We start from the raw sequence: 15,338 nt of genomic DNA on the forward strand, positions 1-15,338 counted from the left end.
CACCGAACTGCTCGCTCACACGCCCTCCCCCACCACGCCCCGGTCCTGCAACCGCACCGTACGGTACGCCGACCGCCCAAGTCCCGGTTCCCGCAAGGCAGAACGCCCCCTACCTATCGGGCCAGCCGCTCCACCGTCGTGACCGTCTGGTCGACGATCGTGTCGTAGAGCCGGGCGTGGGCCGCGGGCAGACCGGCGAGGAGGGGGCGCAGGGCGTCCGTCGCGGGGTCTGGGCCGGGGGCGTCGTCGAGCAGGGCCGTCATCTCCTCGTCGGGCCTGCGGTAGCCGTCGTAGACGACATGGCCGAGCATCGTCGAGGAGATGAGGGCCACCGCGAGGGCCAGGTCCTCGGCGGAGAGGCCGGCCGGGGTGAGGATCTCGCGCAGCCGGGTCAGGCCGGGGAGCCAGGCGGGGTGCCGGGTCGTCGTCATGTACGGCATGAGCTGCGGGTAGGGGCGGAGGCTGGCCTGGCCCGCCCGCATCCAGGCGCGGAGGCGGTCCGGCCAGGGGCCGTCGGCGATGGGGGCGCGCTCCATGACCTCCAGGACGTGGTCGGCGGTGGCCTGGAGGAGGGCGTCGCGGTCCGGGAAGTAGCGGTAGAGCGCCATGGGGGCGGCGCCGACGACGTCGGCCACGCCCTTGATGGTGAGGGAGACGGCGGGTTCGGCGAGCAGTACCCCGACCGCGCCCTCGACGATCCGCTCCCGCGACAGCCGGGGCGGGCGCCCCCTGCCCCTGCGGCCGGAACCCGTCGCCACCTGCGTCATCCGCTGTGCCTCTCCGTCCGCGACAGCCGTGCCCGGACAGGGGAAGGCTACCGCTCCGGCAGTTCTCGATCTCGCCTCCGCCTATTTTGCGTACGTCATACGAAAAACATGCCAGACTCATTTCGTTCAGCCCCGTGTCGCACGCACCAGCACGCATCAGCCGGAGGCTTCGCCATGTCCGCGTCCAGCTCCCCCGCCCCACCCGTTCCCGTCGAGGGGGTCGGCGCGTCCCGCTCCGGCGCTGTCGTCTGGGTCCTGGCCCTCGGCGGGATCACCGTCTCGCTGATGCAGACGCTGATCATCCCGATCGTGCCGGAACTCCCCAAGCTGCTGAACTCCTCGCCGTCCGACGCCACTTGGGCGATCACCGCGACCCTGCTCGCCGGTGCCGTCGCCAACCCGGTCGTGGGGCGGCTCGGGGACATGTACGGCAAGCGGCGGATGCTGCTGCTCAGCCTGGTGCTGCTGATCGTCGGGTCCGTGATCGGCGCGCTCAGCGACTCGCTCGTGCCGATGATCGTCGGACGGACCTTCCAGGGCGTCTCGATGGCCGTCATCCCGCTCGGCATCAGCATCATGCGCGACGAACTCCCGCCCGAACGCCTGGGATCGGCGACCGCGCTGATGAGTGCCTCGCTGGGTGTGGGCGGTGCGCTCGGACTGCCGACGGCCGCGTTCATCGCCGAGAAGGCGGACTGGCACGTGCTGTTCTGGACGGCCGCGGTGCTCGGTGCCGTCGTGGCCGCGCTCGTCGTGACCCTCGTACCGGAGTCGGCGGTGCGCAGCGGCGGCCGGTTCGACGTGGTGGGCGGCGTCGGGATGTCCATCGGTCTGGTGTGTCTGCTGCTCGCCATCTCCAAGGGCGCGGACTGGGGTTGGGGCAGCGGCACGACAACCGGGCTGTTCGCCACGGCGGTTGTGGTGCTGCTGGTGTGGGGCTGGTGGGAGCTGCGTACCGTACGGCCGCTGGTCGATCTGCGCACCACCGTGCGCCGCCAGGTCCTGCTCACCAACCTCGCGTCCGTCGTCTTCGGCTTCGCCATGTTCGCGATGTCCCTGGCCGTACCGCAGTTGCTCCAACTCCCCACCCTCACCGGCTACGGCCTCGGCCAGACCGTGCTCGCGGCGGGGCTCGCGCTCGGCCCGTCCGGTCTGGTGATGATGGCGACCGCACCGCTCTCCGCCCGCATCTCGGCGGCGGCCGGACCCAAGGTCACCCTGATGCTGGGCGCGCTCATCGTGGCCGCCGGTTACGGGCTGGGGGTGGTCATGATGGCCGCGGTCTGGCAGGTCGTCGTGGTGTGCTGCGTGATCTCGGCGGGCGTCGGTTTCGCCTACGGCGCGATGCCCGCGCTCATCATGGGGGCCGTGCCGCTGTCCGAGACGGCCGCCGCGAACAGCCTCAACAGCCTGATGCGGTCCATCGGTACGTCCGCCTCCAGCGCCGTCGCCGGAGTCGTCCTGGCCCATATGACGACGAGCTTCGGCTCTCTCACCGTCCCCTCCCACAACGGCTTCCGCGTGATCATGGGCATCGGTTCGGCGGCGTCCCTGGCGGCCCTGGTGCTGGCCGCTTTCCTGCCGGGACGGCGGGTCCCGGCGGACACGGGGGTGCCCGCCGCGGCCTCCGCCGGGGCGGGGGTGCGGGGCTAGGTGTCTTGGAAAAGTGTGTCAGTTTCGCCGAAAGTGTCACACTTTTCCAGAGAGGGGTAGGGGCGGCGGCCGCGCGGCGGGCGAGGTCTCCCCACCCCGCCCGCGGTGCTACGACACGCGCGTCCCGTACCTCGTCTACGACAGCTGCGTCTGCACCTGGGCCGAGATCAGCTCCAGGTGGTCCAGGTCGGCGAGGTCGAGGATCTGGAGGTAGATGCGCTCGGCGCCGATCTCGGCGTAGCGGCCGATCTTGTCGACGACCTCGGCCGGGGTGCCCGCCAGGCCGTTCTCCTTGAGCTCGTCGACCTCGCGGCCGATCACGGCGGCGCGGCGGGCGACCTCCTGGTCGTCCTTGCCGACGCAGACGACGAGGGCGTTGGAGTAGGTGAGGTCGTCGGCCTTGCGGCCGGCCGTCTCGGCGGCGGCGCGCACCCGGCCGAACTGCTGGGCGCTGTCCTCGATCGAGGCGAACGGCATGTTGAACTCGTCGGCGAACCGCGCGGTCAGCTTCGGGGTGCGGATCGCGCCGTGGCCGCCGATCAGCACGGGGATCTTCGCCTGCGTCGGCTTGGGCAGCGCGGGCGAGTCGGTCAGGTCGTAGTGCGTGCCGTGGAAGTCGAAGGTGTCGCCGGGCTTGGTCGCCCACAGGCCGGTGACGATCGCGAGCTGCTCCTCCAGGCGCGCGAACTTCTCCTTCGGGAACGGGATGCCGTACGCCGTGTGCTCCTGCTCGAACCAGCCCGCGCCCAGGCCGAGTTCGACCCGGCCGCCCGACATCTGGTCGACCTGCGCGACCTGGATGGCGAGGACGCTGGGGAGGCGGAAGGTGCCGGCCGTCATCAGGGTGCCCAGGCGGATGCGCTTGGTCTCGCGGGCGAGTCCGGCCAGGGTGATCCAGGCGTCGGTGGGCCCGGGGAGCCCGTCGCCCGAGCCCATGCTCAGGTAGTGGTCGGAGCGGAAGAAGGCGTCGAAGCCGAGGTCCTCGGTGGCCTTGGCCACGGCGAGCAAGGTGTCGTAGGTCGCCCCCTGCTGGGGCTCGGTGAAGATGCGCAGATCCATGGCTCCATCCTGCACGCTCGGGTCCCGGTCAACCCCATCGGTCCCTGCGGCCCATCTCGTGCCCGGTCGGGTGAAATTGCGTCAACCGTGCGCACGGGGGGCGCCCGCGCCAGTGACCGGCCCCGTCGATGATCGTTGGCTCGGGCGGAGCCGGACCGCCCGGATTCCCGCCTCCTCCTCGCCGGGGAGGCCACGGGCCGAGGAGGCCGTCATGTCCGAAGAAGCCGTGCCGCAGCAGGGTGGACCTGCACAACCCAAGGGTTTGTTGCAGCAGATGGAAGAGCTGATGGCGTCCCTGAACGCCGACCTCTCCGCCCTGGACGCGGACCTGCAGTCGACCGGAACCACGGCGTCGGCACCACCGGCCGACCTGAACTCAGGCCACGCGAAGCGCCCCTAAGGGGGCGCGGGGAACTGCGCGACCAGCCACGACGGCGTCGCGCAGACCCCACGGACCGCAACCACAAGGTCACCCCGCTTCCCGCTCCGGAACCGCCTGCTCCCGGTCCGCCAGTCTTCGCAGCATCTCCAGCACCCGGTCCCGGGACTCGTCCGCCGCGTCGATCGCCTCCATGCACTGCCAGTACGTCCCCTCGTCGTCCGCCGCACAGGCGATGCCCACGAGGGCGATACCGACCTCCCCGAGCAGCCCGCCCAGGCACAGCAGGGCGAGACGCGCGTCACCCAGCTCCGTCAGCTGGGCCGCGCGTAAGTCCTCGACGGCCAGCACCGGGGTGTCCAGCACTCCGCAGCCCCGGCCCGCCAACTCGGTCAACCCCAGCGCCTCGCCCCGGAGTTCGGGCGGCCCGAAGACCGCGAGGCGGCTGCCTATCGCCTGGGCGAGCGCCTGCGCCTGCCACACCTCCGTCATGGTCTCCGGCACACCGCCGCTTCCGGCCAGGGCGCGCCTGCTCGTCACGATGAGCCGCATCGCGTCCATGCGCTGCCCCCGTCATATCCCGACGTGCTGTTCGCACGTCCGCCCGAACTCCCTTGTCCACTACCCAGAGTGAGAGTCCCTGAGACGAAAAGCCAGAGGAAGGCGGAAATCTGTGGACAACAAATCGGTTGCGGACAGATGAATGACTCCGGAGAGTGAAAATGGACGCGCAGACTCCCCCAATCGATCGCCTACGACGGGGACTTGTCGGCTACGGCGCCGGAAACCTGCCCTCGTTCCGGTCGATCTTCGCGTCCAGCGCCGCGAGCGGATCGACGCCGAGCACCTCGCACAGCTGGAGCAAGTACGCGAGGACATCGGCGACTTCGTCCCGCACCCGGTGCGCGCTCTCCGGGTCGTCCATCACCCGCGCCGACTGCTCAGGGGTCAACCACTGGAAGATCTCGACGAGTTCGGAGGCCTCCACACTGAGCGCGGAGACGAGGTTCTTGGGGGTGTGGTACTGCTGCCAGTTCCGCGCGGCCGCGAACTCGGCCAGTCTGCGCTGCAGTTTCGCCACGTCGAGATGTTCTGTCACGGGTCAAGGTCTACCACTGTGACCCCGTCGATCCGAGTGGCCCAGGACGCGTCGCTCACCGCGCCGACCAGCCGGATGTGCCCGCGCTCGCACATCCGCGCGGCGAGCCGCAGCAGTTCGGCCCGTTGCCGTACGTCGACTCCCCGGTCGAGGCCGTCGGCGAGGACGGTGAGGGTCTGCATCGCGGCCGGGACCTCGCCGGGCGGGTCGACCTCCAGGACGCCGGGGCCGGTGAGGAGCACCAACGCCAGTGCCGCGTACCGGAGTTCACCGTCACCGAGCCGTTCGAAGCCGGTGCGCAGACCGTCACCCCGGTCGAGGACCGCGCGGACCATGCCCTCGGCCAGCGGTTCCGCGAGGATGTCCACCACGGGTCCGGCGCAGCCCGTCCGCACCGCCGTGACGAGCTGCCCGTGGCGTCGCCCGCACTCGGACCGGGTGCGCCACAGCACGTCGGCGAGGTTGCCGCAGTCCCGCATCAGCCGCCCGTCGCCGATCGGCACGGCGTCGCGCATCCGCTCGGGGGCCGGATCGCAGGCGAAGACGGAGCGCAGGGCGACCACCATCTGCTCGGCGGCGGCGAGGACTTGGCGCTGCCCGTCGGTCTTTCCGGCGACGCGCAACGGCAGCAGGGCGGTGCCGAGCCGGTCGTCCGGCAAAGGTGCGCGGGTGACCGGCGACGAACCCGCCGTATGCCAGGCGGCCTGCACCGAGCGGCGGGACGGATCGCGCAACGCGGTCTCCAGGAGGACGAGCCCACCGGACGTCAACCGCTCGCCCACGATGCGCAGTTCGGGCTCGGCCTGGACGGCGACGTCGAGCCGTACCGGACCCTCGGGCCCGTCCGCCGTACACCCGATACGGAACCCGCGCCGACGCTGGGCATCGGGCCGGGCCCGCTCGGGGACACACGCGACGGGGTCCGGGAACACCTCGCCGACCGCACTCCCGGCGCCGAGCCGCGCGAGTGCCTCGTACGCCCGCAGCGCACTCGTCTTGCCGCAGCCGCTGGGCCCGGTGAAGAGGGTGAGCGAGCCGAGCGGGAATCCGGCGCCCCGGTGCGTGGCGAACGCCGACAGCCGCAGCTCGGTGAGGTGCGGCCGGTCGGGGTGCGCCTCGATGCGCACGGGGCCCGTCGGCTCGGGCCGACCCCGGGGCGCGGCGGCTTCGGGCGATCGCCCCTGCGGCGGCACGGACTCGGCGGACCGGGAGGAGCCGGACGACTGGGGCGACTGTGCTGACACGGTCATATCCGGACCGTAGGCCTCCGCCGTCAGGCGAACCGTTCCGCCCCGGGGACCTTCCTACGATCGAGGGACCGCCCCACCGCGCCGGCCACCGGGGCGACTCACACGCCCGGAACCCCCGCGCCCTCCATCAGCCCCTGCACCTCGGTCCCCGGCGGTGTGAGCAGGAACACGTTCCGGTCGACGCGGGTCATCCCGCTCGCCAGGCCGAAGACGACGCCGGTGCTGAAGTCCAGCACCCGCTTGGCGACTTCGGTCTCCGCGCCGGTGAGGTCGAGCAGCACCGGGATGCCCGCCATCAGGGTCTCCGCGACCTCGCGGGCGTCCCCGAACACGTTCACCCGGAGCACGACGAAGCGGCGGCGCGGTTCGGTCTCGGCCTCGGGTATCGCCCGGTGGCCCACGGCGGACGGCCAGGCGTCGCGCCCCCGCAGCGGCACTACCTGGGCGAGCCCTTCCCACTGTTCGTCGGTGACATCGTGGCTGTTCACCGGCATGCTCCGTCCTGGGTCGCGCTGGCAGTCTGCATCCGGCAATTGTTGCGCACTGTCACCCGTTCGGCCCAACTGCGACACACTCCGCGACAAGATCGGGCCGCATCTCACAGTGACCCCGGGCCGGTTGTGCACCGGGCGTAACCCCTCATGATCGGGCCGCGTGACCTCGGCGTAACGGGCAATTCGTACGGTCTACGGCATGACGAAGCCCCCCACACGACAGGTACGGACGGTCTGCTCGTACTGCGGTGTGGGCTGCGGCATGCTGCTCGACGTCGGCGCGGGCCCGGACGGCAGTCCTACGGTCCTCAGGGCGTCCGGCGACAAGGCGCACCCGGCGAACGGCGGGCGGCTCTGCACCAAGGGCGCCACCACGGCCGAGATGCTCGCCGCACCGGGCCGGTTGACCGGCGCGCTCGTGCGGGACGTGCGCGGCGAGGAGCCGGTACCGACACCCGTGGCCGACGCGATCGCCGAGACCGCGCGGCGACTCCGGCGGATCGTCGACGAGCACGGGCCGGACGCGGTCGCCCTCTATGTCTCCGGCCAAATGAGCCTGGAGGCGCAGTACTTGGCGAACAAGCTGGCCAAGGGGTTTCTGCGGACGAACCAGATCGAGTCCAACTCCCGTCTCTGCATGGCGAGTGCGGGCGCCGGTTACAAGTCCTCGCTGGGCGCGGACGGGCCGCCGGGGTCGTACGAGGACTTCGAGCGGGCGGACGTGTTCCTGGTCATCGGCTCCAACATGGCCGACTGCCACCCGATCCTCTTCCTGCGGATGATGGAACGGGTCAAGGCGGGCGCCAAGTTGATCGTCGTCGACCCGCGCCGCACGGCCACGGCAGCGAAGGCGGACCTCTTCCTGCAGATCGCACCGGGCACCGATCTCGCCCTGCTCAACGGCCTGTTGAGGCTGCTGCACGAGAACGGCCACACCGACCCGGAGTTCATCGCCGCGCACACCGAGGGCTGGGAGGCGCTGCCGGAGTTCCTCGCCGACTACGCGCCGGACGCCGTCGCCGCCCTCACCGGTCTCGCCGAGGACGACATCCGTACGGCGGCCCGGCTGATCGGCGGGGCGGGCGAGTGGATGAGCTGCTGGACGATGGGCCTCAACCAGTCCACCCACGGCACCTGGAACACCAACGCCCTCGTCAACCTCCATCTCGCGACGGGCGCGATCTGCCGCCCCGGCAGCGGCCCGTTCTCCCTCACCGGCCAGCCGAACGCGATGGGCGGCCGCGAAATGGGCTACATGGGACCGGGGTTGCCGGGCCAGCGGTCCGTACTCGTCGACGCGGAACGGGAGTTCACCGAGGAGGTCTGGGGTCTGCCGCCGAACACGATCCGCGCGGACGGTGTCGGCCGGGGCACGGTCGAGATGTTCCGGAAGATGGCCGACGGCGACATCAAGGCCTGCTGGATCATCTGCACCAACCCGGTCGCCTCGGTCGCCAACCGCCGCACCGTCATAGAGGGGTTGGAGGCGGCGGAGTTCGTCGTCACCCAGGACGTCTTCACCGACACCGAGACCAACGCCTACGCCGACGTCGTCCTCCCCGGCGCCCTGTGGACCGAGTCCGAGGGCGTCCTCATCAACAGCGAACGCACCCTCACCCTGGCCCGCCCCGTCGTCGCCCCACCCGGCGAGGCGCTCCCCGACTGGCGGATCATCGCGTCCGTCGCCTGCGCGATGGGCTACGAGAAGGGCTTCTCCTACGACAGCGCGGAGCAAGTCTTCGACGAGCTACGGCAGTTCTGGAACCCGGTGACCGGCTGGGACCTGCGCGGGGTGACCTACGAGCGGCTGCGGTCCACGCCGGTCCAGTGGCCGGCGGCGGAGGAGGACGGGCCGGACCGCAACCCCATCCGGTATGTGGGCGGGGGCGAGCTGCGCTTCCCAACTCCCAGCGGGCGAGCCGTCTTTCACGCCCGGCCGCACATGCCGGCCGCCGAACTGCCCGACGACGACTACCCGTTCGTGCTGAACACCGGTCGGCTCCAGCACCAGTGGCACACGCTGACCAAAACCGGCAAGGTCGCCAAGCTCAACAAGCTGAACCCCGGGCCCTTCGTGGAGCTCCACCCGCAGGACGCACGGGAGTTGGGGATCGCGGAGGGCGACTCGGTGGAGGTCTCCTCGCGGCGGGGGCGGGCGGTGCTCCCTGCGGTGGTGACCGACCGGGTGCGGCCAGGGAACTGTTTCGCGCCGTTCCACTGGAACGACCTCTTCGGCGAGTATCTGAGCGTCAACGCGGTGACGAGCGACGCGGTTGATCCGGTGTCGTTCCAGCCGGAGTTCAAGGTGTGCGCGGTGTCGCTGACCAAGGTGGCGAGCGCGGCACCGGCGCCCACGGAGATCGTCGTCCCGACCGCTGTGGCCCCGGGAGCGAACCCTTTCGGCCTCGACCCGACCCCACCACCCGTCCTCACCACACAAGAGCGCCTCTACCTGACCGGCTTCCTCGCGGGCATCGAGTCCGGCGCCCCGGGTGTCCCGACGCTTCCGCCGGACGCACCCTTCAGCGCCGAGCACGCGCTGTGGGTCAACGGCGTACTCGCCGGGATGTATTCGCGCTCGACCCCAGCTCCCCCACAACAACCGCACCCCGCCCGGCAGATAGTCGTCCTCTGGGCCTCACAGACCGGCAACGCCGAGGAGTTGGCGGCGGCCACCGCCGAACGGCTGGCCTCCGCCGGGCACCGGGCCTCCCTGCTCGGCATGGACCAGGCCGACGTCGGCACGCTCCCGGCGGACGCCGATCTCCTCTTCATCACCAGCACGTTCGGCGACGGCGACGCCCCCGACAACGGCTCCGGCTTCTGGGACACGCTCGCCGGTGAACAGGCGCCCCGGCTGGACGGAGTGCGGTTCGCGGTACTCGCCCTGGGTGACTCGTCGTACGGCGACTTCTGCGGGCACGGCCGCCGACTGGACGCCCGGCTCGACGAGTTGGGCGGGGTACGGCTGACCCCGCGCACGGACTGCGAGCCGGACTTCGAGCCGTCGGCGGACGCGTGGCTGGGACAGGTCATCACGGCGTTGGGCACCTCCGCCGAGACCCCGAAATCACCGCCCCGGGCCCCCAAGCAGGCCCCCACCACCGCCCGACTCGTCGGCAACCGCCTGCTCAGCCGCCCCGGCGCGGGCAAGGAAGTCCGCCGGTTCACCTTCGACACCAGCGGCACCGACCTCACGTACGAGACCGGTGACGCACTCGGCGTCCGCCCGGTCAACTCCCCCTCCCTCGTGGACGAATGGCTCACCGCCACCGGCGCCGATGCCGCAACGGTCGTAGAACTGGAAGGGGTTGGAGAGCTGTCCTTCGCCGAGGCGCTGCACCGGCAGTTGGACATCACCCGTATCACCCCGGACCTGCTCCGGTTCGTGGCGGAACGGGCCCGGGACGACCGGGAGTTGCGCGGGCTGCTGCGGGCCGACAACAAGGACCGGCTGGCGCAGTGGAGTTGGGGGCGGCAGGCGGTGGACGTGCTCGCCGAGTATCCGGTGAAGGCGGGGGCCGAGGAGTGGGCCGGAGTGCTCAAGAAGCTTCAGCCGCGGCTGTACTCGATCTCCTCCAGCCCGCTCGTCGACCCGCACAGCGTCTCGCTGACGGTGTCGGTGGTGCGGTACGAGAGTCTCAACGGGCGCCCGCGCGGCGGGGTTTGCTCGCCGTTCCTGGCGGATGCGGAGGCGGGGACCGAAGTCCCGGTGTTCGTCCAACGCTCGCCGCACTTCCGGCCGCCCGCCGATCCCGCGACCCCGATGGTGATGGTCGGACCCGGCACCGGGGTCGCGCCGTTCGTCGGCTTCCTTCACGAGCGGCGCGCGCTCGGGCATCCCGCGCCGAACTGGCTGTTCTTCGGGGAGCAGCACCGCGCCACGGACTTCTACTACGAGGAGGAGTTGACGGGGTTGCTGGACGAGGGCGCGCTCGACCGCCTCGACACGGCGTTCTCCCGGGACCAGCGCGCGAAGGTCTACGTGCAGGACCGGATGCGGGAGCACGGGCCGGAGTTGTGGCACTGGTTGCGGGAAGGCGCCCACTTCTATGTGTGCGGGGACGCCTCGCGGATGGCGAAGGACGTGGATCGGGCGCTGCGGGACATCGCGGTCGCGCACGGCGGGCTGGACGAGGCCGAGGCGGCCGCGTATGTGAAGCAACTGGCGGCGGCGAAGCGGTATGTGCGCGATGTTTACTGAATGAACTGATGGCCACGGCCACTTGAACAAAGCCGTTCGAGTTTGCCCCATTTAGACCATGAAGAGGGGTTCTTACCGGTCTCACACCGGAATCTTCTCGACTCCGGACACCCCGCTCACCGGGCGCGATTAGCGTCCCCTCTCGTGCACTTGGCAGAAACACAACAGGTGACACCCGGTCGGCGGACACAGTCGGCGGTGTCCGCCCCGGAACCTCCCGCGCAGTGGCACCGCATCCTCACTCTGCTCGCCGACATCAGTCTGTTCATCGGCGTCCGGCCGGTGTGGACGCAGGCCGCCAGCCACCGGCTCGTCGTGGCGGCGGTCGTCTGCCTCTGCTACGCCTCGATCCTGGTGTGCGGGGTGATGACGCTGGTGGTCCGCCGGGCGCGGTCGCTGGCGCGGATCGATCTCGTCGTCCTGGTGACCGCGGTCCTGCTGGCGCTGTCCGCGTGGTCCGTGTTCCACACCGGCGGCGACGAGGCGGTCCTCACCACCCAGGCCGCCAAGGAACTGGTCGCCGGACACCCGATCTACGGCCAGCCCTGGCCCTGGCTCTTCCACCCCAGCCAGGGCGTCGCCCTCACCCCGACGGTGACCGGCGGCTACGACTACACGTACGGCTATCCCCCGCTGGAGACGCTGCTCACGGCGCCCCTCCTGTGGATCGGACACGGCGGCGCCCCCGCGACGGCCGTCGCAACCGGCGCGCTGATCGCGGCCGCGGTCCTCATGTGGCGCCTGCTGCCCACGCAGTGGCGGTCGGCGGCCACCATGGCGTGCCTGGGCCTCGGCCTCCTTCCGACCTACGGCCGTCAGGGCTACCCCGCCGTGCTCGCACTGGCGTTGCTGGTGCCGGTGGTGATCCGCTGGCCCCGGATCGGCAGGGGCGGGCGGCTCGGCGCCGCCGGGATCGCCCAGGCCGCGTGTCTGGGGGCGGCCTGCGCGGCGCAGCAACTCCCCTGGTTCCTCACGCCGTTCCTGCTCGCCGGGATCTACGCGATGCGACGCGGTGAACTCGGCGCCCGGCAGGCCGCGTTGGTGCTGCTGCGCATCGTCGGGGTCGCCGTCACCGTCTGGCTGCTGATCAACACGTACTTCATCGTGCACGAGCCGGGCACCTGGCTGAGGGGCATCGCGCTGCCGCTGACTCAGGGCGCGGTGGTGCACGGCCAGGGCCTGGTGGACATCTCGCTGTACTTCACGAACGGCAGCGACCGGCTCGACTGGTACTCCCACGCGAGCATGCTGCTGGCGGCGGGTCTGCTCGCCGTATTCGTGCTGTTCGTACGGCGGTTGGGGCCGGCGGCGACCGTCCTGCCCTGGTGCGCCTTCTATCTGGCGACGCGTTCGCAGGACGGGTACTACCTGCTGATGACGCCGTTGTGGCTGGCGTCGGCGGTCACCGCGCCGATCGCCGAGTTCCGGGACGCGTGGCAGCCGCGCCCCCGGCTGCTGTCCGGTCCGCACCGTCGGCAGGCCCGGGTCGCGGCGGCCGTGCTGCTGGTCACGCCCGCGCTGGCGAGCGCCGCCGTGGCGGCGACGGGGGCACCGCCGATGGACATGCAACTCACGGGCGTGCGGCGGGCGTTGCCCACCGTCGTGACCCGGCTGACCCTCAAGGTGACCAACTCGTCCGGCGACGCGCTGACGCCCCACTACACGCTCACCACGGGCCAGGGCATGAGCAGGTACTGGTCCCAGGTGGGCGGCCCGGCGACGCTGCCCGCGCACAGCACGGAGACCGTCGAACTCCGGCCGCCCAACGGGTCGTTCACCCTGCCGCACAAGCAAGTCCGGATCCGGGTGCGCGCGTTCACCGCCACCCCGCAGACGCTGTCCAGCTCGGACATCCGGCTGCGGCCCAAGGACTGACCTACCGCTTGACGGTCTCTCAGGCGGCCGTACGCAGGAAGCGGAGCGTGGTGGTGACCGTGGTCAGGCCGCGCAGCATGCCCAGCTGGTTCCAGCCGAGGCCGAACTGGTCGCGGTCCACGGTGAATTCGGCGTCCAGCGTGAGCGCCTCGCCGGTCGCGTCCTTGAGGCGGGCCGTGAAGGTCTGCGGGCGGCTGATGCCGTGGACGGTCAGCTGACCGACGACGTGGACGGCGTCGCCGTCACGCAGTTCCGCGCTGCGCACCGCGAAGGTGATCTCCGGGAACTTGTCGGTGTCGAACAGGTCGGCGGAGCGCAGATGTTTGTCGCGCTTGGCGTTCTTGGTGTCCAGGGAGGCGGCGTCCAGGGTCAGCGTGCCGATCGCGGAGCCGTCGCCCCGGACCTCGCCCTGACCGCTGACGGTGCCGAAGGTGCCCTTCACGTTGACCAGGCCCCACATCGTCTTGTGGCTGATGCCCACGGTGGAGGCGGCCTGGTCGAGCTGCCACACCCCGGTCTCGACGGCGACGGTCATGATCTCTCCCGCTGGTTCCGGTAGTCCAAATTTGAATGAGCTTTGCGGGCCTCACGCTAGCCCATTATCCAAAACTGGACAACCACTCCTCCAAAATTGGACAACAGGTAGACTCGACCCATGGCCGACCCCGTAGAGCGCCCCGCCGACCAGCCCGAATGTCCGTCCCTGCGGGGCGACGGGCTGCTCCCGCCCGAGCTGCGCGCCTGGATGCTGCTGCTGGCGGCGACGGGTGCGGTGGAGCAGGAGCTGCGCTCGGTCGTGAAGGGGAACCTCGACGTCTCGCACGACGAGTTCCTGGTGCTGTGCCTGCTGGCCGAGCAGCCCAAGGAGGGGCTGCGGATGACCCGGATCGCGGAGCTGCTGGGCCGGCCCAAGACCCGCCTGACGTATCAGATCGCGTGTCTCCAGCACGCGGGCCTGGTCACCCGCAAGTCCGTCTGCGGCGACAAGCGCGGCATCGAGGTCGCCCTCACCGACAAGGCGAGCCAACTCCTGCGCGAGGCATCGGAGTCGCTCGCCGAGACGGTCAGGCGTGGGCTCACCCAGTTCGTGGGGCGCGAGCAACGGGAGGCGCTGAACGCGCTGTTCCCCGATCGCGCCGCCACCTGACGCCGGTCTAGAGGGAGTTGGGGGCGCCCCCGTCCGCCAGCAGGTCCATGAGGGTCGCCCGGGCTCGGGCCACCCGCGAACGGACCGTCCCCACAGGGCAGTTGCTGAGTTCCGCCGCCTCCTCGTAGGGCAGGCCGAGGAGTTGGGTGAGGAGGAACGCCTCACGGCGCTCGTCCGGCAGGACGGCGAGGAGGTCGAGGAGCGCCACCCCGTCGTCGAAGCCCGGCAGGCCCCGGGGCTGGGCCAGTTCCACGGCGAGCTGCCAGTCCTGGACGTCGGACAGGCGGGGGCGGACGGCGGCGCGGCGGTAGCTGTCGATCACCGCGCGGCGGGCGATGGACAGCAGCCAGGTGCGGGCCGAGGAGCGGCCCTCGAAGCGGTGCAGGCTGCCGAGGGCCCGCAGGAACGTGTCCTGCGCGAGGTCGTCGACCGCCTGGGGGTCGGCGCAGAGGTGGGAGACGTAGCGCAGGACGTCGCGGTGCAGCGCGCGCACGAGATGGTCGACGGCCGCGGGGTCGCCGTGGCGGGCGGCCAGCGCCCAGTTGGTCAGCGACTCGTCGCTCGACTCCGTCACGTCGGGCGGGGCGGGCAGGGTGGGAGTGATCACCTGAGGTCCTTCTCGGTCACCGTGAAAGGGGATCGGCCGTCCCGCGGCGCCCGGAAGAGGCGGGGCGCGGGGGTACGGCCGAGGCCCGGGGCGCGTAGGAGCGGTCCCGGGGTGCCGGCTGTCGTCAGACGACAGCGGTCCCCGGGGGCGGACCCCGAGAGGTGATCGCGTGGACGAGAAGGAGCAGCCGCGGCGCCCGCTCGGAACGGGGGCGGCGCGGACGGAGTCGCGGACGGTGCGGCGGGGCGGGGAGTGCGAGCAGCAGTCGTAGCGGAGCGGTCAGCCGTCCGGCCACGGCCCGCAGGACGCGGAACGTGGCGCGCTCGCCGTGCGCCAGCCACAGGCCGCAGAGCAGGGCGGCGAGGAGGTGGGCGGTGAGCATCCCGGGCGAGGAGGTGCCGGTGGTGGTCGCCGACATATGGCCCATATCCATGGAGTCTGTTGCGCTCATATGCATGGAGCCCATGTCTGCCGACCCCATGTGCATGGAGCCCATGTCGGCCGACCCCATGTCCATGGCCGCCGACTCCCCCGCCGTCGCGGGCTGCGCCAGGGAGAACGCCGAGTGGAGGGCGGCCTGGGTGGCGACCACGAGGGTCACGATCAGCGGGAGGCCGCGTTCACGGCCCGCCAGGGACCAGGCGGCGGCGCCGGTCGCGGCGAGTCCGGCGGCCAGCGCCCAGACGGGTACATGGCGGCCGGACATCAGGACGTGGGCCAGGGCGGCGAGCAGCACACAGACGGCCGCGAACATCGCGGCCCTCACCGTGCGCGCACACCACCCTGCCGTCATGGCGCCTCATC

The 15,338-nt window shown here is 71.3% G+C and carries 14 protein-coding genes; 5 read left to right on the plus strand and 9 right to left on the minus strand.

The window, feature by feature from the left end:
- Positions 1–113: 113 nt before the first annotated feature.
- Complete coding sequence (locus OO69_RS29695) at positions 114–767, minus strand: TetR/AcrR family transcriptional regulator (protein ID WP_033283910.1); 654 nt, start codon at positions 765–767, stop codon at positions 114–116.
- 174 nt (positions 768–941) lie between these two features.
- Between OO69_RS29695 and OO69_RS29700 the strand changes: the two genes are divergently transcribed.
- Complete coding sequence (locus OO69_RS29700; RefSeq protein WP_033283911.1) at positions 942–2,420, plus strand: MFS transporter; 1,479 nt, start codon at positions 942–944, stop codon at positions 2,418–2,420.
- Positions 2,421–2,555: 135 nt separating this feature from the next.
- Here the strand turns inward: OO69_RS29700 and OO69_RS29705 are convergent, their stop codons facing one another.
- Positions 2,556–3,479, minus strand: coding sequence for an LLM class F420-dependent oxidoreductase (locus tag OO69_RS29705; RefSeq protein ID WP_033283912.1), 924 nt, complete (start codon positions 3,477–3,479; stop codon positions 2,556–2,558).
- A 211-nt stretch (positions 3,480–3,690) separates the two neighbouring features.
- Between OO69_RS29705 and OO69_RS29710 the strand changes: the two genes are divergently transcribed.
- Complete coding sequence (locus OO69_RS29710) at positions 3,691–3,879, plus strand: hypothetical protein (protein WP_033283913.1); 189 nt, start codon at positions 3,691–3,693, stop codon at positions 3,877–3,879.
- Between the two features lie 69 nt (positions 3,880–3,948).
- Here the strand turns inward: OO69_RS29710 and OO69_RS29715 are convergent, their stop codons facing one another.
- The 4 genes from OO69_RS29715 to OO69_RS29730 all read right to left on the minus strand — a co-directional run bounded on the left by OO69_RS29715 (position 3,949) and on the right by OO69_RS29730 (position 6,701).
- On the minus strand, positions 3,949–4,419 hold the full coding sequence (locus OO69_RS29715) for a DUF6099 family protein (protein ID WP_033283914.1): 471 nt from the start codon (positions 4,417–4,419) through the stop codon (positions 3,949–3,951).
- A gap of 211 nt (positions 4,420–4,630) precedes the next feature.
- Positions 4,631–4,957, minus strand: coding sequence for a nucleotide pyrophosphohydrolase (locus OO69_RS29720; protein WP_033283915.1), 327 nt, complete (start codon positions 4,955–4,957; stop codon positions 4,631–4,633).
- Positions 4,954–6,207, minus strand: coding sequence for a hypothetical protein (locus OO69_RS29725; protein WP_033283916.1), 1,254 nt, complete (start codon positions 6,205–6,207; stop codon positions 4,954–4,956). Before OO69_RS29725 ends, OO69_RS29720 begins: the two co-directional genes overlap by 4 nt.
- A gap of 98 nt (positions 6,208–6,305) precedes the next feature.
- A complete protein-coding gene (locus OO69_RS29730) occupies positions 6,306–6,701 on the minus strand; it encodes a cell division protein SepF (RefSeq protein WP_033283917.1) in 396 nt (131 codons plus the stop codon).
- Positions 6,702–6,900: 199 nt separating this feature from the next.
- On the opposite strand from OO69_RS29730, the gene OO69_RS29735 reads away from it, so the two are divergent.
- Positions 6,901–10,905: a bifunctional nitrate reductase/sulfite reductase flavoprotein subunit alpha gene (locus tag OO69_RS29735; RefSeq protein ID WP_033283918.1), complete on the plus strand. Its 4,005-nt coding sequence runs from the start codon at positions 6,901–6,903 to the stop codon at positions 10,903–10,905.
- A gap of 198 nt (positions 10,906–11,103) precedes the next feature.
- Complete coding sequence (locus tag OO69_RS29740; RefSeq protein ID WP_033283919.1) at positions 11,104–12,780, plus strand: membrane protein; 1,677 nt, start codon at positions 11,104–11,106, stop codon at positions 12,778–12,780.
- Between the two features lie 19 nt (positions 12,781–12,799).
- Here OO69_RS29740 and OO69_RS29745 read toward each other — a convergent pair whose 3' ends face one another.
- Entirely contained in the window at positions 12,800–13,315 is a 516-nt protein-coding gene (locus OO69_RS29745; RefSeq protein ID WP_033283920.1) for a YceI family protein, read from the minus strand.
- Between the two features lie 120 nt (positions 13,316–13,435).
- Here OO69_RS29745 and OO69_RS29750 point away from each other — a divergent pair, with 120 nt between their 5' ends.
- Positions 13,436–13,927, plus strand: coding sequence for a MarR family winged helix-turn-helix transcriptional regulator (locus tag OO69_RS29750; RefSeq protein ID WP_033283921.1), 492 nt, complete (start codon positions 13,436–13,438; stop codon positions 13,925–13,927).
- A gap of 7 nt (positions 13,928–13,934) precedes the next feature.
- On the opposite strand, the gene OO69_RS29755 is transcribed toward OO69_RS29750, so the two are convergent.
- Positions 13,935–14,534 carry a sigma-70 family RNA polymerase sigma factor gene (locus tag OO69_RS29755; RefSeq protein ID WP_033283922.1) on the minus strand — a complete coding sequence of 200 codons (600 nt, stop codon included), beginning with the start codon at positions 14,532–14,534 and terminating at the stop codon, positions 13,935–13,937.
- Between the two features lie 124 nt (positions 14,535–14,658).
- Positions 14,659–15,327 (minus strand): hypothetical protein, encoded by a 669-nt coding sequence (locus tag OO69_RS29760; protein WP_033283923.1) that lies wholly within the window; start codon positions 15,325–15,327, stop codon positions 14,659–14,661.
- Between the last annotated feature and the right edge of the window lie 11 nt (positions 15,328–15,338).

It is taken from the genome of Streptomyces sp. NRRL F-525 (assembly GCF_000716605.1).
GTDB lineage: Bacteria > Actinomycetota > Actinomycetes > Streptomycetales > Streptomycetaceae > Streptomyces.